20 protein-coding genes are annotated in these 23344 nt (G+C 71.7%); 8 read left to right on the top strand and 12 right to left on the bottom strand.

Going from position 1 to position 23344, the window contains the following annotated elements:
• Positions 1 to 53: 53 nt before the first annotated feature.
• Entirely contained in the window at positions 54 to 1124 is a 1071-nt protein-coding gene (locus ACWFRU_RS21430; RefSeq protein WP_453689220.1) for a GlxA family transcriptional regulator, read from the bottom strand.
• Positions 1125 to 1183: 59 nt separating this feature from the next.
• Between ACWFRU_RS21430 and ACWFRU_RS21425 the strand changes: the two genes are divergently transcribed.
• The gene (locus ACWFRU_RS21425) at positions 1184 to 2515 is read left to right on the top strand and encodes an MFS transporter (RefSeq protein WP_453689218.1); all 1332 of its coding nucleotides are present in this window, start codon (positions 1184 to 1186) and stop codon (positions 2513 to 2515) included.
• On the opposite strand, the gene ACWFRU_RS21420 is transcribed toward ACWFRU_RS21425, so the two are convergent.
• From ACWFRU_RS21420 to ACWFRU_RS21405, 4 genes are all read right to left on the bottom strand, one after another.
• Positions 2508 to 3149: a flavin reductase family protein gene (locus ACWFRU_RS21420; protein ID WP_453689472.1), complete on the bottom strand. Its 642-nt coding sequence runs from the start codon at positions 3147 to 3149 to the stop codon at positions 2508 to 2510. The genes ACWFRU_RS21425 and ACWFRU_RS21420 overlap by 8 nt on opposite strands.
• Positions 3150 to 3264: 115 nt before the next feature.
• Positions 3265 to 4179, bottom strand: a complete 915-nt coding sequence (locus ACWFRU_RS21415) for an enoyl-CoA hydratase/isomerase family protein (protein WP_453689217.1) — start codon at positions 4177 to 4179, stop codon at positions 3265 to 3267.
• An 85-nt stretch (positions 4180 to 4264) separates the two neighbouring features.
• The gene (locus tag ACWFRU_RS21410; protein WP_453689215.1) at positions 4265 to 6490 is read right to left on the bottom strand and encodes an acetate--CoA ligase family protein; all 2226 of its coding nucleotides are present in this window, start codon (positions 6488 to 6490) and stop codon (positions 4265 to 4267) included.
• Positions 6491 to 6976: 486 nt separating this feature from the next.
• Positions 6977 to 8140 (bottom strand): flavin-containing monooxygenase, encoded by a 1164-nt coding sequence (locus tag ACWFRU_RS21405; RefSeq protein WP_453689213.1) that lies wholly within the window; start codon positions 8138 to 8140, stop codon positions 6977 to 6979.
• A gap of 228 nt (positions 8141 to 8368) precedes the next feature.
• Here ACWFRU_RS21405 and ACWFRU_RS21400 point away from each other — a divergent pair, with 228 nt between their 5' ends.
• The 3 genes from ACWFRU_RS21400 (at position 8369) to ACWFRU_RS21390 (ending at position 10527) form a co-directional block, all read left to right on the top strand.
• The gene (locus ACWFRU_RS21400) at positions 8369 to 8821 is read left to right on the top strand and encodes a DoxX family protein (protein ID WP_453689211.1); all 453 of its coding nucleotides are present in this window, start codon (positions 8369 to 8371) and stop codon (positions 8819 to 8821) included.
• Positions 8818 to 9375: a Zn-ribbon domain-containing OB-fold protein gene (locus ACWFRU_RS21395; RefSeq protein WP_453689209.1), complete on the top strand. Its 558-nt coding sequence runs from the start codon at positions 8818 to 8820 to the stop codon at positions 9373 to 9375. Before ACWFRU_RS21400 ends, ACWFRU_RS21395 begins: the two co-directional genes overlap by 4 nt.
• Positions 9376 to 9636: 261 nt before the next feature.
• The gene (locus ACWFRU_RS21390; protein ID WP_453689207.1) at positions 9637 to 10527 is read left to right on the top strand and encodes a GNAT family N-acetyltransferase; all 891 of its coding nucleotides are present in this window, start codon (positions 9637 to 9639) and stop codon (positions 10525 to 10527) included.
• A 291-nt stretch (positions 10528 to 10818) separates the two neighbouring features.
• Here ACWFRU_RS21390 and ACWFRU_RS21385 read toward each other — a convergent pair whose 3' ends face one another.
• A complete protein-coding gene (locus tag ACWFRU_RS21385) occupies positions 10819 to 11589 on the bottom strand; it encodes a pyridoxine/pyridoxamine 5'-phosphate oxidase (RefSeq protein ID WP_453689205.1) in 771 nt (256 codons plus the stop codon).
• Between the two features lie 105 nt (positions 11590 to 11694).
• A complete protein-coding gene (locus ACWFRU_RS21380; RefSeq protein ID WP_453689203.1) occupies positions 11695 to 12837 on the bottom strand; it encodes a thiolase C-terminal domain-containing protein in 1143 nt (380 codons plus the stop codon).
• Positions 12838 to 13202: 365 nt separating this feature from the next.
• Between ACWFRU_RS21380 and ACWFRU_RS21375 the strand changes: the two genes are divergently transcribed.
• Positions 13203 to 14510, top strand: a complete 1308-nt coding sequence (locus tag ACWFRU_RS21375; protein ID WP_453689201.1) for an acyl-CoA dehydrogenase family protein — start codon at positions 13203 to 13205, stop codon at positions 14508 to 14510.
• 29 nt (positions 14511 to 14539) lie between these two features.
• Positions 14540 to 15031: a nitroreductase family deazaflavin-dependent oxidoreductase gene (locus ACWFRU_RS21370; RefSeq protein WP_453689199.1), complete on the top strand. Its 492-nt coding sequence runs from the start codon at positions 14540 to 14542 to the stop codon at positions 15029 to 15031.
• A 128-nt stretch (positions 15032 to 15159) separates the two neighbouring features.
• Here ACWFRU_RS21370 and ACWFRU_RS21365 read toward each other — a convergent pair whose 3' ends face one another.
• Complete coding sequence (locus ACWFRU_RS21365) at positions 15160 to 15807, bottom strand: TetR family transcriptional regulator (protein ID WP_453689197.1); 648 nt, start codon at positions 15805 to 15807, stop codon at positions 15160 to 15162.
• Between the two features lie 405 nt (positions 15808 to 16212).
• Between ACWFRU_RS21365 and ACWFRU_RS21360 the strand changes: the two genes are divergently transcribed.
• Positions 16213 to 18570 carry an outer membrane protein assembly factor BamB family protein gene (locus tag ACWFRU_RS21360; RefSeq protein ID WP_453689195.1) on the top strand — a complete coding sequence of 786 codons (2358 nt, stop codon included), beginning with the start codon at positions 16213 to 16215 and terminating at the stop codon, positions 18568 to 18570.
• 174 nt (positions 18571 to 18744) lie between these two features.
• On the opposite strand, the gene ACWFRU_RS21355 is transcribed toward ACWFRU_RS21360, so the two are convergent.
• Genes ACWFRU_RS21355 through ACWFRU_RS21345 form a run of 3 tightly spaced genes read right to left on the bottom strand, consistent with a single transcriptional unit; the run spans position 18745 to position 21190 of the window.
• The gene (locus tag ACWFRU_RS21355; protein WP_453689193.1) at positions 18745 to 19533 is read right to left on the bottom strand and encodes an enoyl-CoA hydratase/isomerase family protein; all 789 of its coding nucleotides are present in this window, start codon (positions 19531 to 19533) and stop codon (positions 18745 to 18747) included.
• Entirely contained in the window at positions 19530 to 19979 is a 450-nt protein-coding gene (locus tag ACWFRU_RS21350; protein WP_453689191.1) for a Zn-ribbon domain-containing OB-fold protein, read from the bottom strand. Before ACWFRU_RS21350 ends, ACWFRU_RS21355 begins: the two co-directional genes overlap by 4 nt.
• Before the next feature lie 59 nt (positions 19980 to 20038).
• Positions 20039 to 21190, bottom strand: coding sequence for a lipid-transfer protein (locus ACWFRU_RS21345; protein WP_453689189.1), 1152 nt, complete (start codon positions 21188 to 21190; stop codon positions 20039 to 20041).
• Between the two features lie 137 nt (positions 21191 to 21327).
• Between ACWFRU_RS21345 and ACWFRU_RS21340 the strand changes: the two genes are divergently transcribed.
• Positions 21328 to 22926 (top strand): FadD3 family acyl-CoA ligase, encoded by a 1599-nt coding sequence (locus ACWFRU_RS21340; protein ID WP_453689188.1) that lies wholly within the window; start codon positions 21328 to 21330, stop codon positions 22924 to 22926.
• A gap of 2 nt (positions 22927 to 22928) precedes the next feature.
• Here the strand turns inward: ACWFRU_RS21340 and ACWFRU_RS21335 are convergent, their stop codons facing one another.
• Positions 22929 to 23312 carry a VOC family protein gene (locus tag ACWFRU_RS21335; protein WP_453689186.1) on the bottom strand — a complete coding sequence of 128 codons (384 nt, stop codon included), beginning with the start codon at positions 23310 to 23312 and terminating at the stop codon, positions 22929 to 22931.
• Positions 23313 to 23344 lie beyond the last annotated feature (32 nt).

The following is a 23344-nucleotide window of genomic DNA, read 5'->3' as shown; positions in this document are numbered from 1 at the left end:
GGGTGGGTGGGCGGGAAAGGTTTGTTCTGTAAGGGGGCGACCGCCACGGGGGCTCACCGCCCGGGCCCGGGGAACGCTCCGGCGCGGAACGTACGGCGGTAGGCGGTAGGAGTAACCCCCAGAGCCGCCTGCAAGTGCCCCCGCATCGACTGCGCCGTACCGAAGCCCGCGTCCCGCGCGATCCGGTCCACGGAGAGATCGCTCGACTCCAGGAGATGGCGGGCCCGCTCGACCCGCTGCTGCGCGAGCCACTGGCCTGGGCTGATCCCCACTTCCTCGCGGAACCGGCGCGTGAAGGTGCGTACGGACATGGACTCCTGGTCCGCCATGTCACGGAGCTGGATCGGCTCGTGGAGGCGGGCCAGCGCCCACGCCCGCGCGGTCGTCGTCGTCGCGAACTGCGGTTCCGGAACGGGGCGTTCGATGTACTGGGCCTGGCCCCCGTCCCGGTGCGGCGGCACCACCGTACGGCGGGCGACGTCGTTGGCGACCGCCGATCCGTGGTCGCCGCGCACGACATGGAGGCAGAGGTCGAGGCCCGCGGCCACACCGGCCGAGGTGAGCACGTCACCGTCGTCGATGAAGAGCACCTCCGGGTCCACCGTGATCTGCGGGAAGAGCCGCTGGAAGTGCTCCGCCGACGCCCAGTGCGTGGTCGCCGTGCGGCCGTCGAGATAGCCGGCGGCGGCCAGGACGTACCCGCCCGTGCAGATGGAGATCATGCGGGTGCCCGGCCGGACGTGCGCCAGGGCCGACGCCAGTTCGCCGGTCAGCTGGCCCTCCTCGTAGACCGGCCCGAGTTCGTACGACGCGGGGATCACGACCGTGTCGGCCGTGGCCAGGACCTGCGGGCCGTTCTCCACGAGGATCGAGAAGTCGGCGTCCGTGCGCACCGGGCCCGGCTCGCGGACGGAGGCGGTCAGGACCTCGTACAGGAACGCGCCGTCGGCGTTCCGCGCGCGGCCGAAGATCCGCTGCGGGATGCCGAACTCGAAGGGGATGACGCCGTCCAGGGCCAGGACCACCACGCGGTGACGTGCGGTGACGGGCCCTCCCGGCCCTCCCGGCACTCCCGGCGCTCCCGGGGCGCCGACGCTCGCTGGGATCATGGCGCGATCAGTCATGGCCTGATCCTAGCCAATGCTGTCCTTCGGGCCACTCGTTCGGGCATGGACGTATCCCGATGCTGGTTGTCGTGACCCAGACAGACGTGAATCAGGCGGTCGAGCCGCCCTTGGAGGTGCCGAGGCGCCGCCGCCGTATCCACCGGGCGTGGTTCGTCGCCGCCGTCACCTTCGTGACGATCATCGGCGCCGCCGCCTTCCGCTCCCTGCCGGGCCTGCTCATCGACCCGCTGCACGACGAGTTCCACTGGTCGCGCGGCACGATCGGCCTCGCGGTCTCCATCAACCTCGCGCTGTACGGGCTCACCGCGCCGTTCGCCGCCGCGCTGATGGACCGCTTCGGCATCCGGCGGGTCGTGGCGGTCGCTCTCATCGTGATCGCGCTCGGCTCCGGGCTCACCGTGTGGATGCAGCACGCCTGGCAGCTCCTTCTGTGCTGGGGACTGCTCGTCGGGCTCGGCTCCGGGTCCATGGCGCTCGCCTTCGCCGCCACCGTCACGAACCGCTGGTTCACCACGCGGCGCGGACTCGTCACGGGCATCCTGACGGCCGCCTCCGCTTCCGGGCAGCTGATCTTCCTGCCGCTGCTCTCCTGGCTGGTGGAGACGTACAAGTGGCGGCCCGCCGCGGTGACCGTCGCCCTCGCCGCGCTCGTCGTCGTCCCGTTCGTGTGGCTGCTGCTGCGCGACCACCCGGCGGACGTGGGCCTGAAGCCGTACGGTTCCGAGGAATTCGTGGAGAAGCCGCCGCCCGCCACGGGGGCCGCGCGGCGGGCGGTCACCGTGCTGTTCAAGGCGGCCCGCACCGGACCGTTCTGGCTGCTCGCCGGGACCTTCGCCATCTGTGGCGCCTCGACGAACGGCCTGATCCAGACACACTTCGTGCCCGCCGCGCACGATCACGGCATGCCGATCACGGCGGCCGCCTCGCTCCTCGCCGTCATCGGAGTCTTCGACGTCGTGGGGACGATTGCCTCCGGCTGGTTCACGGACCGCTTCGACGCGCGGCGTCTGCTTGCCGTGTACTACGCGCTGCGCGGCGTCTCGCTGCTCTTCCTGCCGCTGCTGCTCGCGCCGACCGTGCACCCGCCGATGATCTTCTTCATCGTCTTCTACGGCCTCGACTGGGTGGCGACCGTGCCGCCGACCCTGGCCCTGTGCCGCGAGCAGTACGGCGACGACAGCGCCATCGTCTTCGGCTGGGTGCTCGCCTCGCACCAGGTGGGAGCCGCGCTCGTGGCCGTCATCGGCGGCGTCGTACGCGATGCCTTCGGGTCGTACGACGTGATGTGGATCGCCTCGGGGGCGCTGTGCGCGGCGGCGGCGCTGATGGCCCTGGTGATCCGGCGGGTCGGTGACGAGTCGGCCGTACGGTCGCCCGCGCTCACGTAGCGGACGGGCCGGAACCGCCGAATCCGTCGAACCTGCCGAACTTTCCCCGGTGGAAGAGCAGCGGTTCGCCGTCGTCGGTGGCGTCCAGGGCGTCCACCCTGCCGACCACGATCAGGTGGTCGCCCCCGGTGTGCACCGCCTGGATCGTGCAGTCGATCCAGGCCGGTACGCCGGCCAGGCGGGGCGAGCCGGTGACGGGCGCCGCGTCGTACGCGACCCCCGCGAACTTGTCGGCGCCGCTGACCGCGAAGCCGCGGCACAGGTCTCCTTGGTCGGCGCCCAGGATGTTGACGCAGAAGACGCCCGCGCGTGCGATGCGGGGCCACGTCGTCGACGTACGCGCGACCATGAAGGTGACCAGGGGCGGGTCGAGGGAGAGCGAGGAGAAGGACTGACAGGCGAACCCGGCCGGACCGTCCTCCCCTTCGGATGCCGGTGCCGTGACAACGGTCACACCGGTCGCGAAGTTCCCGAGCACACGCCGGAACTCACCCGCACCGAGCGGCGCCCGCTCGTCCTCACCGACGGCCCGCAACTGCGGACGCGGAAGGGCTTCGACCGGCCCGGCGCCGGTCGGTGCTCCGACCGACCTGAGATATCGGACGACGGTGGCCGCCATCCCTGCATGTCCCATCACACCAGCCATTGAAGCTGACGGGTCGTCAGATGGGAAGGGGTAGAGCCGACGAGGGTGCGGGGGTGCCGGGTCGACGGCCCCATGCGGGCCCGAATGCGGTCCTGAGTAGCGTTCAGCGGCCCTCGTACGAAGGTGTGCGGCGTTCCACGAAGCTGGTTACGCCCTCGTTCGCGTCCCGCGTCGTCATGTTGATCTCCTGGGCCGCCGCTTCCGCCGCGAAGGCTGTGGTGCGGTCCGATTCGAGGGACGCGTTGACCAGTTGCTTGGTCATGGCGATGGCGCGGGTCGGGCCCGTCGCGAGGCGTTCCGCCCAGGTGCGGGCCGTCTTCTCCAGTTCGTCCGCCGGTACGACGCGATTGACGAGGCCGAGCCGTTCGGCGTCCGCGGCCGGCACGGAGTCCCCGAAGAACATCAGCTCCTTGGCCCGCTGCGGGCCGATGAGGCGCGGGAGGAGATAGGCGCCGCCGCCGTCGGGCACCAGTCCCCGGCGGACGAACACCTCGATGAACTTGGCCTGTTCGGCGGCTATGACGAGATCGCAGGCGAACGCGAGATGCGCGCCGATGCCCGCGGCCGTTCCGTTGACCGCGGCGATGACCGGCTTCTCGCAGTCCAGGACGGCGGCGATCAGGCGCTGGGCGCCCAGCTTGATCATGCGGGCCACGTCGCCGGGCACGCGCTCGGTGGCGGAGTCGGTGGCGGAGCTGGTGGCGGAGCCGGGGGACCCGCGCAGGTCCGCCCCCGCGCAGAATCCCTTGCCGGTGGCGGTGAGGACGACGGCTCGGACGCCGGGGTCGGCGGAGGCGTCCGCGAGGAGCGAGATGACGCGTTCGCGCTGGTCCCAGGTGACGGCGTTCATGGCTTCGGGCCGGTTGAGCGTGATCCACGAGACGCCGTTGTCAGTGGCGTGGAGTACCAATGAGTCGAGGGGAGCAGTCGGGCCGGCTGGATCAGTCGGGTCGGCTGCATCAGTTGGATCGGTTGGATTGGTTGGATCGGTTTCGGTGTCGGGGGAGGGGGGTGTCATGGGGCTGCGTACTCCATTTCGCTGCGGGGTTTTCAGGCGGGCAGGTGGGAGAGGCGTGCCGCGAAGCGGTGTCGCGAGGACTCGCTCAGCGGCAGACGGCCAAGGCGTCCAGGGCGACCGCGCCCTGCCCCCGGGGCAGCACCATCAGGGGGTTGATGTCCAGCTCGGCCAACTCGTCGCCCAGCTCAAGAGCCATCCGCTGGACCCGCAGCACCACCTCGACGAGCGCGTCCACATCGACCGGCGGCCCGCCGCGCACCCCGTCCAGCAAGGGCCGCCCGCGCAGCTCGGAAAGCATCGCGAGCGCCTGGTCCTCGCCGAAGGGCGGCACTCGTACGGCCACGTCCCGCAGCACCTCGACGAGCACACCCCCGAGCCCGACGGTCACCGTCGGCCCGAACAGCTCGTCCTGCGTCACACCCACCACCATCTCGACGCCCCGCTCCACCATCTGGCAGACCAGGACGCCGTCCAGCGCGATGCCTTCGTAGCGGGCGATGTCGGTCAGGTCCCGGTAGGCGTCCCGCACCTGGCTCGCCGAGGTCAGCCCGACCTTCACCAGACCCAGGTCGCTCTTGTGGGCGAGCCGCGCCCCGGACGCCTTCATCACCACCGGGTAGCCGACGAGCCCGGCCGCCCGCACGGCCGCCGCCGCACTGGTCACCAGCTGCTCGCGCGGTACGCGAATCCCGTACGCGCGCAGCAACTGCTTCGCCGCGTGCTCGCTCAGCTGCTGGCCGGGCCGCATCAGGGCCTGCGCCTTGCGGAAGGACGGCGAGGCCGTGCGCGGGGCCTCGGCGAAGGGGGAGCGGTAGCGGGTCGTGAAGCGGTGGTGGTCGAGATAGGCCCGCACCGCCGTGATGCAGTTGGCGAAGGTACGGAAGGTGGCGACGCGGGACGAGCCGAGCAGCGTCGTGCGGTAGGCCTCCTCGGTGCCGACGGGCGAGCCCCACACCACGCACACCAGCTTGTCCGTCTGCTCCGCCGCGTCCACCAAGTCCTGCGCCAGTTTGTCGCTCATCGGCGGGAAGGGGCCGGTGATGGGGCAGATCAGCACCCCCACCTCCGGATCGTCCAGGATCGCGTCGATGATCTTCCGGCCGCGCCAGTCGCCCACCGGGTGCCCGCCGTTGTCGACGGGGTTGGCGACGTTCAGGTAGTCGGGTATCCACTGGTGCAGCTCCGCCTGCTTGGCGTCCGAGAGCGGCGGGAGCCGCAGCCCCGCCTCGGTCGCCAGGTCCGAGAAGTGCGCGCCCGTGCCGCCCGAGATCGAATACACGACGACGCCCTCGGCCTTGGGCGGCCTCGCGCGCGCCAACAGGGCGGACGTGTCCTGCAGTTCGTCGAGCCCGTCCACGCGGATCACGCCGTACTGCCGCATCGCCGCGTCGACGACGGTGTCGGCGCCGGTGAGCTTGCCGGTATGTGAGGCGGCCATGCGGGCGCCGGTCTCGGTGCGGCCGACCTTGACCGCGACGACGGGTACGCCGCGCTGGGCGGCGCGGTCGGCGGCGAGCAGGAAGGAGCGGCCGTCCTTGAGCCCCTCGACGTAACAGGCGATGGCCCCGACCTCGGGGCGCTCGGCGAAGTAGGAGATGAAGTCGGAGGTCTCCAGGTCTGCTTCGTTCCCGGTGGGCGCCCAGTGCGAGAGACGTACGCCGATCTCCTGCATCGTGAAGACGGGGCGCCCTTGGTGGCCGGACTGGGTGATCAGGGCGATGGCGGGGCCTTCGAGGTCGTCGCGGAACTTCTCGAAGGCGTTGAGGTTGGTGTTGGGCCCGAGCAGCCGCAGGCCGGAGCGCTCCACGGCGGCGGCCAGGCGGGCCTGGGCGGCGGCGCCCTCCTCGCCGGTCTCCGCGAAGCCGGAGGCGAAGGCGACGGCGAACTTCACCTTGGACTCGGCGAGTTCCTCGATCACCGGAAGGGGGTCACTGACGAGGAGTACGGCCAGATCCACCTGCTCCGGCAGGTCCGCGACGGACGGGAAACAGGGGGTGCCGAAGACGGTCTGACGGGTGGGATGGACGGGGTGCAGCCGGGCGCCGCACCGCTCGGCCCAGTCCATGAGCTGGCGCGTGATGCCGGTGTTCGGCCGGCCTTCGGCGTCCGAGGCGCCGATGACGGCGACGGACTCTGGCCGGAAGAACCGGTCCAGATCCGGTATGTCGGCGTGCAGGGGGCGTCCGCTGACGTCCAGGTCGTCCGCCGTGGCGGCGTGTCCGTGGACGGCGGGTGCCGGGGCTTCGCCGCAGGCCACAACACGCGCGCGGCGGGGGTCGGTGGTGAAGGTGCCGTAAGTCGATCCAAGCATCGGTCCGCCCGCTCCTGTGTGACAGCAATGCAGTGCAGTGCAACTGACGCATAGTCAGATTACTGAACTGACGCTGTGTCAGGAACAGGGCTGCATGCAAAGAGTGGGGCGGCCCTTTAGCGGTACCCAGGTGCCCTGGGGGGCTACTCCCCCTCCGGGGGGCGGGGGCGCCGGGAGGGGGTAGTACCGGCCACTGGGGGATTGGGGAGGGGGTCGTGGGGGTGGTGCGGGTTTGTTTTGGCTGGTCGCGCAGTTCCCCGCGCCCCTTTGGGGGGGCGACGGTCCGTCGGGTGTCTGCGGGGGCCGTTGTGGTTGAGCGCGCAGTTCCCCGCGCCCCTTTGGGGGGGCGACGGTCCGTCGGGTGTCTGCGGGGGCCGTTGTGGTTGAGCGCGCCGTTCCCCGCGCCCCTATGGGGCGCGGAGTGTTCGTCGGGTGGCTGCGGGCCGTTGTGGTTGGGTGCGTTGTTCCTCGCGCCCCTTGTGGGGCTCAGGGTGTCCTTGCGATTGCCTTTGCGATCTTTTCTGCGTCCAGGGCCATTTCCCGGAGCATGCCGCTGATGGGGTTCGTGAAGCCGGTGAAGTACAGGTCGGGGGCCGACTTGGACGTGCGGGCGCCGCGGACCAGCGGGGCGCCCTTCTCGTCGAGTACGCCGAGGTCACCGAGGAGCGGTTCGAGGGCGCGCCGGTACCCCGTGGCCGCGATGACCGCCTCGGGGCCGATCCGCGTGCCGTCGGCAAGGACGACCTTGCCGTCCTCGAAGGAGTCGAGCGCCGCGACCGGTTCGACCTTGCCCTTGCGTACCGCGTCGATCAGGCCCACGTCCTGGACCGGGATCGCGCCCTCCTTCACCCGCGAGTACAGGCCTGTGTCGGGCCGGGGCAGCCCCTTCGCGGACAGGTCGGGGACGCTGACCTTCGCGATCGGGCCCGCGAGCCGGTCCACGAGGCGGACGGGCAGCCTGCGGCACAGGATTCCCGTGCGCTGCGCGGGCCAGCCCGCCGTGGAGCGGCGGACGATGTGCGGCGCGGTGCGCACCGCGAGACGGACGCGGGCCGCACCGCCTGCGACGAGGTCGACGGCGATCTCGGCGCCGGTGTTGCCGACGCCCACGACCAGGACGTCCTTGCCCGCGTAGGGGCTGGGCTCGCGGTAGGCGCTCGCATGCACCAGCTCGCCTGAGTACGTGTCGCGGCCGGGCCAGTCCGGTACGTGGGGCGTGTGGTTGTACCCGGTGGCGATCACCACCGCGCTGCCGGTCAGCTCGCGGCCGCCGGTGGCGTGCAGCAGCCAGCCGTTGCCGTCGGCGGTGCGCTCCAGGCGGGACACCTCGACGCCGGTGACGATCTCCAGCTGGTGGAACTCCGCGTACTTCTCCAGGTAGCGCAGGACGTTGTCACGTGACACCCAGCGTCCGAAGGAGCGGGGTATCGCGAGTCCGGGCAGGGCGGAGAGGCGGCGTGTCGTGTGCAGGTGCAGGCGGTCGTAGTGCCTGCGCCAGGAGGCGCCGACCCGGTCGGACTTCTCGAGCACGACCGCGCGTACACCGCGGGCACGCAGCGCGGCCGCGACGGAGAGGCCGCCGGGTCCGCCGCCGACGACGTACACAGGGCGGTCTTGTTGTGGCGCTTGTGGGGGAGTGGTGTCGGCCATGAATCTGAGAGTAATCACGTGGTCACTTGATGGGGGACGGTCAAGCCCCAAACCGATTGCGAATTGATCACGGGTATGCGCGGCGCGCCCTGCGTCCATGGGTCGCGCGGCACGTCGGCAGGCCCGCGTGGCGTACGCCCTCTTGCGTACGCCCCTTGCGCAGGCGACGGGCATACGCTGAACTGACGTACCGTCAGAAACCCGTACCGGACTGGGAGAAGCCGCCGCATGGACACGATCTGGCTCACCGGCGCCGAATGGCTCGCCGTGCTGCGCATAGGCCTCGGCCTGTGGTGGCTGGAGAGTTGGCGGCACAAGGACAAGAAGGGCTGGTTCGAGCGGGGCACGGGGATTGCCTGGGCGGCGGACGTGGCCCAGAAGCACAAGTGGAACGCGGTCCGCAGCGGCTTCTCCACGGTGGTCGCGCCCCGCCCCAAGACCATGGCGTACGTCGTCGTGTACGCCGAACTCGCTCTGGGACTCGGCCTGATCGTCGGCTTCCTGACCCCCGTCGCGCTCGTCGGCGGCCTGCTGCTCAATCTCCTCTACCTCGTCCTCATGATCCACGACTGGGCCGAGCAGGGCCAGAACGCGATGATGGCGCTGATCTCGCTCGTCGCGCTGTTCGCCATGTCGTGGCAGACGTGGTCGCTGGACAGCGGGTTGGGGTTGTTCCTGTGAGCGCCTCGGGCTCGGGCTCGGGCTCGGGCTCGGGCTCGGGTCCGCCCTCGGGCTCCTCTTCGGACTCGGGCCCGGCGCCGGCCCCGGCCCCGCGCTTCGACCTTCCCGAGCCCGACGCCTTCACCCGGCCCTACTGGGACGCGGCGGCCGACGGGCAGCTCCTGATCCGCCGCTGCGGCGGCTGCGGCAAGGCGCACCACTATCCGCGGGAGTTCTGCCCGCACTGCTGGAGCGAGGACGTCACCTGGGATCGGGCGAGCGGCGCCGCCACGCTCTACACCTGGTCCGTGGTGCACCGGAACGACCTGCCGCCCTTCGGCTCCCGCGTCCCGTACGTGGCCGCCGTCGTCGACCTCGCCGAGGGCCCGCGCATGATGACGGAGGTCGTCGACTGCGGGGAGGACGAGCTGCGGATAGGGATGGCGCTTGAGGTCGCGTTCCGGGGGGCGGGGCGGGAGGAGGGGGGCGTTGCGGGGGCCGCGGGCGTCGAGGGCGTCGCGGGGGTTACGGGCGTCGCTGGCGTTACGGTGCCGGTGTTCCGGCGGGTGGGGTGAGGCGGGCGGCGCGAGGTGGGCGGTAGGTGGCGTCAGGTGCGCGGCGCGCGGCGGGCGGCGGGAAACTGAGTGGCTTCGTACTCCCTGCTCCGCACCCCTTGCTCCGCACTCCCTGCTCCGCACCCCTTGCTCCGCACTCCCTGCTCCGCACCCCTTGCTCCGCACTCCCTGCTCCGCACCCCTTGCTCCGCACTCCCTGCCCCGCACTCCCTACTCCGTAACTCGTTTCTGTCGACGGCGCGGTGCGGGGGATCATGGCGCATGGCCTCCTCTCCGTACTCCGGTTGGCAGTTGACCCCTGACCTCGACGAGTTCCTCTCCCGCGCGGCGGCTTTCCTGCACTCGGCACCCGCCCTGCACACCGCGCTGCTCAGCGTCAGCGACACGCTGCGGGTGCGCGGGCTGCATGTGTACGGGACGGAAGACCCCCTCTTCGGAATCCGCGCGGAGGAGGCAGGGGACGGCCGGGCCGGCAAGGTGACCGGTGCGTTTCTGTGGACTCCGCCGCACTTCCTCGCCCTGAGCCCGCTCCCTGACGAAGCCGCCGCCGAAGAGCTGGCCGGGGTGCTGGCGGACGCGGGGCTCGAACCGGCCGGGGTGGGGGCCGAGAGTGCCACGGCAGCGGCGTTCGCGGCGGCCTGGCAGCGGCGGACGAAGGCGACCGCCGCCGTCAGCTACCCCCAGCGGCTGTACCGCCTCGGCACCCTGACCCCGCCCGAGCCCGCACCGGCCGGCGGCGCGCGTATCGCGAGCGTCGGCGACCGGGAGTTGCTCGTGCGGTGGCACGGGGAGTTCCACGAGGCCCTCGGGGAGAAGGGGGCGATGGGTGCCGGCGAGTGGGCCGACGCCCGTATCGCCTACGGGGGCGTCACCCTCTGGGAGACGCCCGACGGCACCCCTGCGGCGATGGCGGGCAACACCCGCCGGGTCGCGGGTCAGATCCGGGTCGCCCCTGTCTACACCCCCGCTCACCTCCGGGGACGCGGCTACGCGGGCGCGGTCACCGCAGAGGTGAGCCGTACGGCGCTTGCGGCGGGCGCGGACGAGGTGCTGCTCTTCACCGACGCCGACAACCCCACGAGCAACGCGCTGTACCAACGCCTCGGCTATCGCCCGATCCGAGACTTCACCCAGTACAGCTTCACGCACTGACACCTGGCCACCGACGCGCCCCTCTCGGGTGCCTGTCGCAGCTGCCGCCCGGCAGGAGGCGACGTGCACGGCGTGCACGCAGCGCCCCTCGCGGCAGCCGCTTGCACCAAAATCCCACCCTGCGGCGTGCCCGCCAGCCGCCTGCCGGGATTTACGTGCAGGCGGCGCCCTTCGCGGCTTCCGTCCACCGGAAACTGATGCCACGGCAGGGCCCCCACGACAGCCCCCGCTCCGGGCCGTCCTCCGCACCCCGAGCGGGCCTCCGCCCGAGCGGGCCCCCGCCCGGTGTCCTCACGGCCAGAGCAGCTCCCTGACCCACCCCGCCTGCCCGGCATCCCCCGCCCCGCCCGTCGCCATCCGGTACCGCAGTCGTACGTGACGGCGTCGTACGTCTCCCTGGAAGAATTCGACCTCCGTCGGGGCGAGTACGTACAGCGTCCAGCTCGGTGCCGGGGCGTCCGGGTCCGACTGGGCGCGCTCCCAGGCGGACTGGCTTGCGCTCACCAAGTCGTCGTACGAGGGCAGTACTTCGCTCTGCCTGCCGACCAGGGCCGAGGCCAGGGCCCCCGTCGAACGGTGTGCGAGGTCGGCGCGGCTTGCCTCGGGGCCCGCTGCCGTGACGCGCCCGCGTACCCGGACCTGGCGGCCCTGCGCGGGCCAGTAGAAGCCGAGCGCCGCCTCCGGGTGCGCCGCGAGCTGGCGGCCCTTCGCGCTGCCCGCGTGCGAGCCGAAGTGCCAGCCGGCCTCGTCGGCGTCGTGCAGCATCAGCGTCCGTACGTCCGGGCGGCCCGACTCGTCGACCGTCGCCAGGCTCATCGTGTGCGGCTCCACCTGCCCCGCGCTCGCCACGTCCGTGAACCACTCCCAGAACAGCGGCAGCGGCCGGTCGGGGGCTGCCTCCAGGTCGAACGGGGGCAGGTCGGTGTCCCAGACACGGAGCGTGCGCAGCAGAGCCCGGCCGCGGGCGGACGCGTCGTCGGTCTGCGGGGCGGTCTGCGGGGCGGTCTGGGGGGTGGTCTGGGGGGTGGTCTGTGGGGCGCTCTGTGGGGAGGTGTCGTCCATCCGGCGAATCTACGGGAGCGTGCGCCGTAGCCCGTAGCCCGTAGCCCGTAGCCCGTAGTCGTAGCCGTAGCGGCAGCGGCGCCCTCGCCCTCGCCGTACGAACCCTCACCTCCCGAGGATCACCGTTCCCGACGAGCAGAACCACCCGCCCGTTCCCGACGCCACCGCCACCTCCGGCAGGCTTCCTCCCGCCCTGCGGACCTGGCGGGCCGCGCCTGCCTCGCCGCGTAGCTGGCGTACCGCTTCCACCAGCAGGAACAGGCCCCGCATCCCGGGGTGTTGGGCCGAGAGCCCGCCGCCGTCCGTGTTCGTCGGCAGCTCGCCGTCCCGCAGCAGGCGGCCCTTCTCCACGAACGCGCCGCCCTCGCCCTTCGCGCAGAACCCCAGGTCCTCCAGCGTCACCAGGGTCATGTAGGTGAAGGCGTCGTAGATCTGGGCGATGTCGACGTCCTCGGGGCGCAGTCCGGCCTGTTCGAACGCCAGGCGGCCGCTCACCGCCGCCGGGGAGACCGTGAAGTCCTCCCACTCCGACATCGTCGTGTGCGAGACGTGCTCGCCGGTGCCGAGCACCCAGACCGGGGTGGAGGTGCAGTCGGCCACGTACTCCTCGGCCGCCAGGAGTACCGCGCAGCCGCCGTCGGAACGTATGCAGCAGTGCAGTTTGGTGAACGGGTCCGCGATCATCGGGCCGCTCAGGACATCGTCGACCGTGATCGGGTCGCGGTACATCGCGTCAGGGTTCGTCGCCGCGTTCGCCCGTGCCTGGACGGCCACCGAGGCGAGCTGTTCGAGCGTCGTGCCGTACTCGTGCATGTGGCGGCGCGCGGCCATCGCGTACTTGGAGATCAGGGAGTGCCCGTACGGGACCTCGAACTGGAGGGGGCCGCGCGCGCCGAAGGAGAGGTTCGACGTGCGGCGGTGCGCCTTGATGTCCGCTCGCGCCGTCGATCCGTAGACGAGGAGTACGGCGTTCGCGCGGCCCGCCGCGATCGCGTCCGCCGCGTGGCCCGCCATGACCTCCCAGGTGGCGCCGCCGACGGAGGTGGAGTCGACCCAGCGCGGCTTCAGGCCCAGGTACTCGGCGACCTCGACCGGGGCGAGCGTGCCCAGGCCCGCCGACGCGATGCCGTCGATGACCTCGCGGCCGAGGCCCGAGTCGGCCAGGGCGCGGCGGGCCGCCTGGGCGTGCAGGGCGTAGGGGGTGGCCTCGTCGACGCGGCCGCAGTCGGAGAGGGATATGCCGACCACGGCCACCTTGCGCGGGGTGCGGGGCGTGCGTGGGGTGGGTGGGGTGCGTTCGGTCTGTGGGGCGGGTGGGGTGCGTGGCGTGCCTGGGGTGTGGGGGAGGTGCGGGCCGGGTGCCGTGCCCGCGCCTGTCGTCGGTGGCTCCACTTTTGGGCCTGGCGGGAGGGGAGTTGGCATGAATCTGACGGTACATCAGATGCGTGCGGCCGCGGGAGGGTGCTACGTCCGTCGCGGACCCGCGCATCTGGTCACGGGCCTGTGCATCTGGCGGGTGCCGCCTTAGCATGACGGCCCGTCAGATCCGGGGCGGCCCGCCCTCGTGCACGGCGCCGAGGGGCACGGCCGCGACCCGGGGGAGGAGCCCGCCGATGGACGCCGCCTTCACCGCGGAGCAGGAAGAAATCCGCCGCACCCTTCGTGAGCTCGTCACCAAACGCTGCGGCCCCGACGAGGTGAAGGCCGCGGTCCGCACCCCCGCCGGGTACGACGCCGCTCTCTGGTCCGCCCTCGCCGAACAGCTCGGCCTGCCCGGCATCGCCCTCCCCGAGGCGTACGGGGGTGTGGGGTGCGGTTCGGCGGAGCTCGCCCTCGGCAGCGAGGAGCTGGGCCGCGCCCTGACCCCCTCGCCCCTCTTCGCCACCGCCGCGCTCGTCGCCCCGCTCATCCAGCGCCTCGGCACCGATGAGCAGCGGGCGGAGCTCCTGCCCCGCATCGCGGCCGGCGGCCTCACCGCCGCGCTCGCCGTACCCGGCACCGGGCTCGCCACCGCGCTCGGCCTGGTCGGCGACAACCTCGGCGACTGGTCGGGCGGCGGCCGTGCGGGCGGAGTGCAGGCCAAGCTGTCGGCTGACGGGGTCTGGCGGCTCTACGGGCAGGCCGAGCAGGTCCTCGACGGGCACAGCGCGGGGCTCCTCGTCGTGGCCGCGCACACGGGCGGCTTCGCCCGGTCCCGTACGCTCCTCTACCTCGTGCGCGAGGGCGCCGCCGGACTCGTCCGCACCCGGCAGACCTCCCTCGACGAGACCCGGCCGCAGGCGCGCGTCGAACTGCGCGACGTGGAGGCGGAGTTGCTGGGCTCCGGCATTGCGGAGGACGCCGAGGTGCCGGGCGCGCTCGCCGCCGTCGGCGACGTCGCCGCGACCGTGCTCGCCGCCGAGGCCGTGGGCGCGGCGGACCGCGCCCTTGAGCGGACCGTCGAGTACGTCAAGCAGCGCGAGCAGTTCGGCCGGGCGATCGGCTCCTTCCAGGCGGTCAAGCATCGCCTGGCGGATGTGTATGTGCAGGTACAGGCCGCCCGGTCGGCGGCGTATTACGCGGCGTGGGCCACGGGGGTGGACTCCGGGGCGGTGACCGGGGCGGTGGCCGGGCAGCCCGGAAGTCGCGAGCAGGTGGGTGGCCTCGCCCTCGCGCAGTCGCTCGACGCGCTGCGAAACGCCGCCTCGGAGGCCGTGCAGCTGCATGGCGGCATCGGGTTCACCTGGGAGCACGAGGCGCATCTGTACTTCAAGCGGGCGTCGAGCGACGAGCTGCTCTTCGGACCCGTGCACCGGCTGCGGGCACGCGCGGCGGAACGGGCCGAGCTGTTCACCACGGCGGACGCGCCGCCGCCTGCCCCCTCGCAGCCAACGGCGGACGCCCCGCCGCCCGCCCCCTCGCAGTCGACGGCGGACGTCTGATGGCCCCGGGTGCGAAGGCTCCCGGTCCGATGGCCCCCAAGCCGAAGGCCCCCGGCGTCCGTCTCATGCAGAAGGTCTCCTCCACCCGGGCCTTCGCGAAGGTCGCCCCGCACTTCATCCCCGCTATGGACCGCACCGTGCACCGCCTCACCCGCGGCAAGGTGCTGCTCAGCGCCAAGATGCTGCCGGGGGTGATCCTGACGGTGCGCGGGGCCAAGAGTGGGCTGCCGCGGCGTACACCCCTGGCCTGTATGCCGGAGGAGGCGGGGAGTTGGGTCCTGATCGGCTCCAACTTCGGGCGGCCGGGGCATCCCGCCTGGACCGGCAACCTCATCGCCCATCCGGATGCCGACGTCAACTGGCAGGGCGCGGACATTCCGGTCAGGGCGCGGCTGTTGACGGGCGACGAGCGTGCCGCGGCCTGGGAGGCGGCACTGAAGTTCTGGCCGCCGTACGCGACGTACCAGTCCCGGGTGGAGCGGGAGATCCGTCTGTTCCGCCTGGAGCGTCGTCAGGACTAGAGGCGTTGGCGTACCCGGGGAACACAGCGGCGGATCACTGGATGACCGTGATCCGCCGCGGTTGTGACAGGACTTGGGAAAGCGTCAGAAGAGACGTCGCCGACGACGCCGGAGTCGTGCTGGATGGCTTACTTCGTCGGCTTCTTGCCTGTTACGCCCAGATGCACCAACAGTGCGAGATTCGGCTTCAGTTCGGCCTGTTTGACGCCCCAGGTCTGGAAACCCCGCTGGTGCGAGGCGACCGCGGCGAGCATGGCGACCAGGGAACCCGCCATCGCCGCCGGGTTCACGTCCTTGTCGACCTTGCCCTTGGCCTGGAGTTCCTTGACCGTGTCCGTAAGGGAGTTGTTGACCGAGTTCAGGATCTTCATGCGGATCTTGTAGAAGCGCTTGTCGCCCTCGGCGGCGCCCAGATCGACGACCCGGAGGATCGCGTCGTTCTTGCGCCAGAAATCGAGGAAGCCCTCGACCAGCTCCTGCGCGGTCTGCCACCCCGCCTTGCCGACCCAGGAGCGGCCGTCGAGGAGCTGGGTCAACTCGGCGCCCTCCGTGGCCATTTGTTCGGCGATCTCCAGGACGGCGCCCTCGACGTCCGGGAAGTACTGGTAGAAGGTCGCGGGTGAAGTCCCCGCCTTCCGGGCGACGTCGATGACTTTGACGTCCCGGTAGGGCGAGGAGCTGAGCATCTCGCTGAGGCAGTCGAGCAGCTTCTGACGCGTCGCCTGACCGCGCCGACCGGCCACGCGGCCGTCGACGGTACGTACCTGTCCTGTCATGCCGTCAGCTTACCGAGGGGTGATCGGAGCGCGATTCGGCCGAGTGCAAATGGGGTTGGGGGCCCTATTCCTTGCGATTCCGTACGCCGGTCGGGCGCCGGACGGGCAGTTCCCGTGCGCCGGTCGGGCGGTTCCCGGGGCCGGGCCGTACGCCGCTCCCCGCGAAAGCGGTGGCCGGAAATTGAATCGCTCACACTTTCGAATGACTGTTCGGATCAGGTTTCGCTCACATATCTCCTTCTTCTTGCGTCTTCTTTGTCCCACAACACCCCGATCCCGCCCCGGGTTCGCAACCACCGCCCCGGACAGGAAGAATCAGGGTGCGTGCCGCCGTAGCGGCTCGGTGGTGAGACGCTGCACGGGGCCGCTCATACGGCGCCCGGGTACGGGGAGGTGGCAGGGCAAGTGGTGGATCAGCTGACGCAGCACGATCCGAGGCGGATCGGCCCGTTCGAGGTGCTCGGCCGGCTCGGAGCCGGTGGCATGGGTCTTGTCTACCTCGCGCGCTCCGCGTCAGGGCGGCGCGTGGCGATCAAGACGGTCAGGACCGAGCTCGCCGAGGACCAGCTGTTCCGCGTCCGCTTCACGCGCGAGGTCGAGGCGGCACGGGCGGTGTCCGGTTTCTACACGGCCGCCGTCGTCGACGCCGACCCGCGCGCGGCCGTGCCGTGGCTGGCCACCGCCTATGTGCCCGCTCCCTCGCTCGAGGAAATAGTGAACGAGCACGGGCCGCTGCCCACCCAGGCCGTGCGCTGGCTGGCAGCGGGCGTCGCCGAGGCCCTGGAGTCCATCCACGGCGCCGGCCTCGTCCACCGTGACCTCAAGCCGTCGAACGTCCTCGTGGTGGAGGACGGCCCCCGCGTGATCGACTTCGGCATCGCGTCCGGCGTCTCCAACACCCGCCTGACCATGACGAACGTCGCCGTGGGCACGCCCGCGTACATGTCGCCCGAGCAGGCGAAGGACTCACGCAGCGTCACCGGCGCCAGCGACGTCTTCTCGCTCGGCTCGATGCTCGTCTTCGCCGCCACCGGGCACGCGCCCTTCCACGGGGCGAACCCCGTGGAGACCGTCTTCATGCTGCTCCGCGAGGGCCCTGACCTGGAGGGACTCCCGGACGAGCTGCGTCCGCTCATCGAGACGTGCATGCAGATGGAGGCCGCGCTGCGCCCCAGCCCCGCCGACCTCCAGGCCCAGCTCGCCCCGCACCTCTTCGCCTCCGAGAGCGAGGACGGCGACAGCGGCACGGCCTCCGCGTGGCTTCCGGAGCGCGCCGTCGCCCTGATCGAGTCCCGCCGGGGCGGCCGTCCGCCCGCGCGGGCCGCGCTCGCCTCCTCCGGGCGCAGTGGCGGCCGCGGTGGCGCCCCCGCCGTCGCACCGCCCCCTCCGCAGCACGCCCCGCCCGTACCGCCCACGCAGCCGCCGCCCTTCGGGGGTGTGCCGGACGCCGGACCCGTCCACCTCGCCGGGGCGAAGGTGCCGATCGGTCCGGGACCGCGGGTGGCCGACGCCCGCGCCGCCGTGGGCGCCGTGCCCGCCGACACCGGCCTCGCCGCCTCCTGGTCGCGGTCCAAGGCCGCGGCGAACGGCGCCGACCCCGTGGTGCCCGCCCCCGCCGCCGCGCCGGACGCGGGGGCCGCGTGGCGCCCGTGGCGCTTCCGGATGTCCAACGACGTGTGGGGTACGCCCGCCGTGGCGGGCAACCTCGTGTACGTCACGTCCTTCGAGGTCCACGCCCTGGACGTGAGCACGGGCCGCCGCAGCTTCAAGACGCGGGACGTCGCCTGGTCCATGGGCGTCGCCGACGGACGTATCCACGCCTCCGACGGCCCCACGCTCTACGCCCTGGACGGCGCCGACGGCACCGACCTGTGGCGCCTGAACACCGACGCCTGGGTGTACTCCCTCCAGGCCGACCGCGGCACCGTCGTCACCGGCACGCGCGGCGGCGGCGTCCAGGCCTGGGAAGCCGCGAACGGCGAGAAGCTCTGGGAGATCACCGGGGCCCAGACCGACTTCGAGACCCCCGAGGCCGGACCCGTCGTCCACGACGGCACGGTCTACGTCTGGCAGAACGCCCGCCTGCGCGCCCTGGAGGCCCGTACGGGCGACGAGCGCTGGTCGTACCCCATCGGCGACGCGGCCTCCTGCGGCGGCGTCCCGGTGCGCCTGGCGCCCGCCCAGGACGGGTACGTGTACGTGTCCGCGGGCTCCCGGGTCCTCGCCATCGACGTGGCGGGCGGCCATGTCCGCTGGCACTTCGAGGCGCCCGCCGCGTTCCTGTGCCCGCCCGCGTTCGCGCCGGGGCCCGCGGTCACCGGCGGCGGCGTGTACCTCGCGGACTACCTGGGCACCGTGTACGCCCTCGACGCCACGGACGGCCGTGACCGGTGGCGCATCGCCACGGAGTCCCGCGCGTCGATCGAGCCGGTCCTGGTCGCCGACGGCCACGTCCACGTGGGCAGCGGCAAGGGGCTCTACACCCTGGACGCGGTGACGGGCACGCCGAAATGGCGCTTCCAGGCGGGCGGCGAGGTCGTCGGCACGCCCGTCGTGGCGGACCGGCGCATCCACTTCGGGTCGACGGACCACCTGCTCTACACGCTGAAGGCGGACGACGGCCGCCTGCGCTGGAAGCTGGCCACGGGCGGCGAGATCACCGGGGCGCCGGTGGTGCGGGACGGCGTCGTGTACGCGTGCAGCAAGGACCGCTGCGTGTACGCGCTGGACGCGGAGCGGGGGACGGGCACGGCCCGGTCTTGATCAGGTCCGCGGTGCGCGGGACCGCCTCGTGACGGCCGTCGCACCAGCTTTGGAAGGGGCTCCGGACGGCGGCCGTCCACTCGTGACGTTACGCCGACCGCGTGAACTGCGCGAGGCGACGGTTTCCGTCGCTCACCTGGTGTCGCTCACCTGGTGTCGCTCATCAGGTGTCGCTCACCTCGTGCGGAAGCCGGGTCCTTGCCCGCCTTCGCGTCCCCGCCCACTGAAGAGTCCCGCCTGCCGCTCCGGGGGAAGGTTGCCGAGCGCGATGAGGTGCGGTGCCTGGGCCAGGGCCTGGGTACGGGCCGCCTCCTTCGCCGCCCAGAGTGCTCGCACCGTGCCCTGGACAGGCTCGGTGGGGTACGAGGCGATGACCTCGGCCGCGCGGGTCGCAGCCGTCAACAGGTCTTGGGGCGGGGCGAGTTCGGAGACAAGGCCCACCTCGTAGGCTCGCCGCGCGGACACCCGCTCGGCCGTACCCATCAGCGACATCCTGGCGACCTCGCCGAGCGGCATGCGCTGCGCCATCAGGATCGCCTCGTACGCGCTGACCATGCCGTAGGTGGTGTGTGGGTCGAAGAACGTGGCGTGCTCGGCGGCGATCACGAACTCCGCCTCGCCCAGGAGATAGAACGCGCCGCCGCACGCCATGCCGTTGACGGCGGCGATGACCGGCTTCCACAGGTCGTTGGCCTTGGGTCCGACGTTCAGGAGCGGGTCGTCCATCGAGTAGGGGGAGCCGGGCTGCGGGACGGCGGTGTCACGGTCGATGCCGGTGCAGAACGCCTTCTCCCCCGCTCCGGTCAGGACGACCGCCCGCACGGAGTCGTCGAAGCGGAACTCCCGCCAGGCAGCGGTCAGTTGCTCGGCCGTCTCGCCGTCGATGGCGTTGTGCCGTGCGGGGCGGTCGAGCGTGACGACCGCGACGCCCGTGTCCTTGTCGGTCTCCGTACGCACGCTCATGGCCGCTCCAGGAGCCAGCGGGGCATCGCGACCCCCTCCACGTCGGTGAACGCGACCTGCACCTTCGCGCCGATGCGCAGCCGCTCGGGATCGACGGAGTCCAGCGGGGCGTCCGGGGCGGCGACGAGATTCCCGACGAGCCGGATGCGGGGGGCGTCGGCCAGCTCGACGATGATCGCGTTGTACGGGGCCTGCGCGGCGTAGGCGGGCAGCAGGGGCGGGTGCGGGCGGACGTAGGACCAGATGCGGCCACGACCGCTCATCCTGCGCCACTCGCTGTCGAAGGACTGGCAGTGGGGGCAGCAGGGCCTGGGCGGGAACCTCAGCTCGCCGCAGGCGGTGCAAGCTTGTATCCGGAGTTCGCCACGGGCGGCGTACTCCCAGAACGGGGCGCCGTCGGTGTCGATGGTGGGGGTCAGCAGTGGCTCGGTCGTCGCGTCTGCCATGTGGGTGTCCCTTTACGGGTGCGGGTCGATTGTGGTTGCTCGCGCAGTTCCTCGCGCCCCTAAGGGGCCCGCAGCAACACCGCCGACGTCGGTACGCCCTCGCCCGCCGTCACCAGGCACGTCGCCGCGTTCGGCACCTGCGCCGTGCTCGTCCCCCGCAGTTGCTTCACGCCCTCGTTGATGAGGTTGAAGCCGTGGACGTACGCCTCGCTCAGGCCGCCGCCCCCGGTGTTGATCGGCAGCCGGCCACCGCTCTCCAGCGCGCCGCCCTCCGTGAACGCGCCGCCCTCGCCGCGGCCGCAGAAGCCGTAGCCCTCCAGGGAGAGCGGGATGAGCGGGGTGAACGCGTCGTAGATCTGGGCCACGTCCACGTCCTCGGGCGCGAAGTCCGCCTGCTTCCAGAGGTGGCGGGCCGCCGTCCAGGCGGGGCCGGTGAGCGGGTCGTCGTTCCAGTAGTTGACCATCCCGTGGTGCTGCGCGGGCAGCCCCTGGGCGACGGAATGGACGTACACGGGCTTGTGCCGGCAGTCCCGCGCCCGCTCGGCGGAGACGATGACGCACGCCAACGCGCCGTCCGTCTCCAGGCAGTTGTCGAAGAGGCAGAGCGGCTCGCTGATCCAGCGGGAGGACATGTACATCTCGCGGGTGAGCGGCCGGTCGTACATCATCGCGGCGGGGTTCTGGTTGGCCCGGTTCCTGCACGCGAGGGCGACGTTGAAGAGGTGGTCGCGGGTGGCGCCGTACTCGTGCATGTAGCGGCGGGCCAGCATCCCGATCTCGTCCGCGGGCCGGAGGAGGCCGAAGGGGCGCGTCCACTGCCCCGGGGTGGGGAGCTGGACCGCGGTGTTCTTCCAGGGGCGCGGCCCGCTGCCCCGCTTGCGGGACCGCCAGGCGATGCCCACGCTCGCCTGTCCGGTGGCGACGGCTGCCGCGAGGTGGGCGATGGTCGCGCAGGAACCGCCGCCGCCGTAGCCGACCTTGCTGAAGAAGGTCACGTCACCGGCGCCGATCGCCTTGGCGACCTCGACCTCGTCCGTCTCCTCCATCGTGTACGAGGCGAAGGCGTCGACCTCGGAGGGGGCTATGCCCGCGTCGTCGAGGGCGGCGAGGATCGCCCGGCAGGCCAACGTCTTCTCGTCCTCAGCCAGTTGTTTCGCGAACGCGGTCTGTCCGATCCCGACTATCGCTGTAGCGTCTTTGAGTGAGGCCATGGGCAACGGCATGGGCAACGGCACCTCCGCGAGTGGCGAGGCTCAGGGCTTCGCCATACGTCGTCCCGACTGCTGACAGCGCGTCAGGTTACAGCTAATCTGACGGATAGTCAGCTACTGCGGCGGAGGGGCTTGCGATGCGCGGCGACCTGGAGTGGGGAAGCATCCCGGGACTTGTCCGGGCAGCCGCCGAGCGGTACGGCGACCGGGAGGCGGTCGTCGAGGGCCGCGCCCGTGTCACGTACGCGGAACTCGGCCGGCGCGTGGAACGGGCCGCCGCCGCATGCATGGCCAACGGCGTCAACTCCGGCGACCGCGTGGCCGTCTGGGCGCCCAACACCTTGGACTGGATCGTCTCCGCGCTGGGCGCCGTATCGGCGGGCGCCGTCCTCGTCCCCCTCAACACCCGCTTCAAGGGCGCCGAAGCGTCCTACGTACTGCGACGCAGCCGAGCCAAGCTGCTCTTCGTGACAGGCACCTTCCTCGGCACGTCGTACGTCGCCTCACTGCGCCGCGCCACCCAGGAAGGCGACGGGAACGGGCCGCTGCCGGGCCTGCCGCACCTGGAACAAGTGGTGGTCCTCTCGGATGACGCCCCGGAAGACTTCCGCACCTGGAAGGACTTCCTGGCCAGCGGCGACGGAGTGAGCGGCCGTGACGAACGAGCACGCGCGGAAAGCGTCGACGGCGCGGCACCCTCGGACATCATCTACACCTCGGGCACGACAGGCCGCCCCAAGGGCGCCGTCATCACCCACGCCCAGACCCTGCGCTGCTACGACGTCTGGAGCGAGCTCGCGGGCCTGCGACAAGGAGACCGCTACCTCATCGTCAACCCCTTCTTCCACACCTTCGGCTACAAAGCGGGCATCATCGCCTGCCTCATGCGCGGCGCGACGATGATCCCGCAGCCGGTCTTCAACGTGGACACGGTCCTCGCGAACGTGGCGGCCGAACGCATCTCGGTCCTCCCCGGCCCGCCCACCCTCCACCAGTCCCTCCTCGACCACCCCGCCCGCGACCAGCACGACCTGACCGCCCTGCGCCTGGTGGTGACGGGCGCCGCCGTGGTCCCCCTGCGACTCGTCGAACGCCTGCGCACCGAACTGCACATCGCCACCGTCCTGACGGCATACGGCCTCTCCGAGGCGAGCGGCATCGTCACCATGTGCCGCCAAGGAGACGCCGCCCGCGTCATCGCCTCCACATCCGGCCGCGCCATCCCCGACACGGAGGTACGCGTGGTGAGCCCCGCCGGCGAGCCACTCTCACCGGGCCACCCCGGAGAGATCCTCGTACGCGGACACAACGTCATGCAGGGCTACTTCGAGGACCCGGCCGAGACGAAGAAGACCGTCACCCCCGACGGCTGGCTGCGCACGGGCGACGTCGGCGTACTCGACGAGGCCGGCAACCTCCGCATCACCGACCGGATCAAGGACATGTTCATCGTCGGCGGCTTCAACGCCTACCCCGCCGAAATAGAGCAACTCATCGGCCTCCACCCACAGGTCGCGGACGTGGCGGTGATCGGCGTACCCGACCCGCGCCTCGGCGAGGTGGGCAAGGCGTACGTGGTGCGGCGCCCGGGGGCGGTCCTCACGGCGGACGACCTGATCGCGTGGTCGCGGCGCGAGATGGCCAACTACAAGGTGCCCAGGGAGATCGAGTTCGTCGGTGAGTTGCCGAGGAACGCGAGTGGGAAGGTGCTGAAGAGAGAACTGCGGTCACGCTGAGCTCAGTTGGGTGGGGTTGGTCGCTCGGCGGCGCTGCGCTCGACGCAGAACTCGTTGCCCTCCAGGTCAGTGAGAGTGACCCAGCCGCGCCCGTCGGGCATTCGGTGGTCGCCCACGATCTTGGCGCCGAGTCCGACGACCCGCTCCACCTCCTCGTCGCGGGTGCGGTCCTGCGGCTGAAGATCGACGTGCACGCGGTTCTTGACGGTCTTGGTGTCGGGCACGGTCACGAAGAGCAACGTCATGCCCTCGGCGGTGACCAGGGCTTCGGGGTCGCCGGGGACGTCTTCGTCGGAGATCTTCCCGCCGAGTATCTCGGCCCAGAACGTGGCCTGACGGTAGGCGTCGGAACAGTCGAAGGTGAGGTGGCGCACCAAAGAAGTCATGGGCGGCACTATCGGGGCGGGGAGCGGGGCGT

This window comes from Streptomyces sp. NPDC055099, from assembly GCF_053607685.1.
Note: the sequence above shows the minus strand (reverse complement) of the source record. Positions and strands in the feature narration are given on the sequence as shown.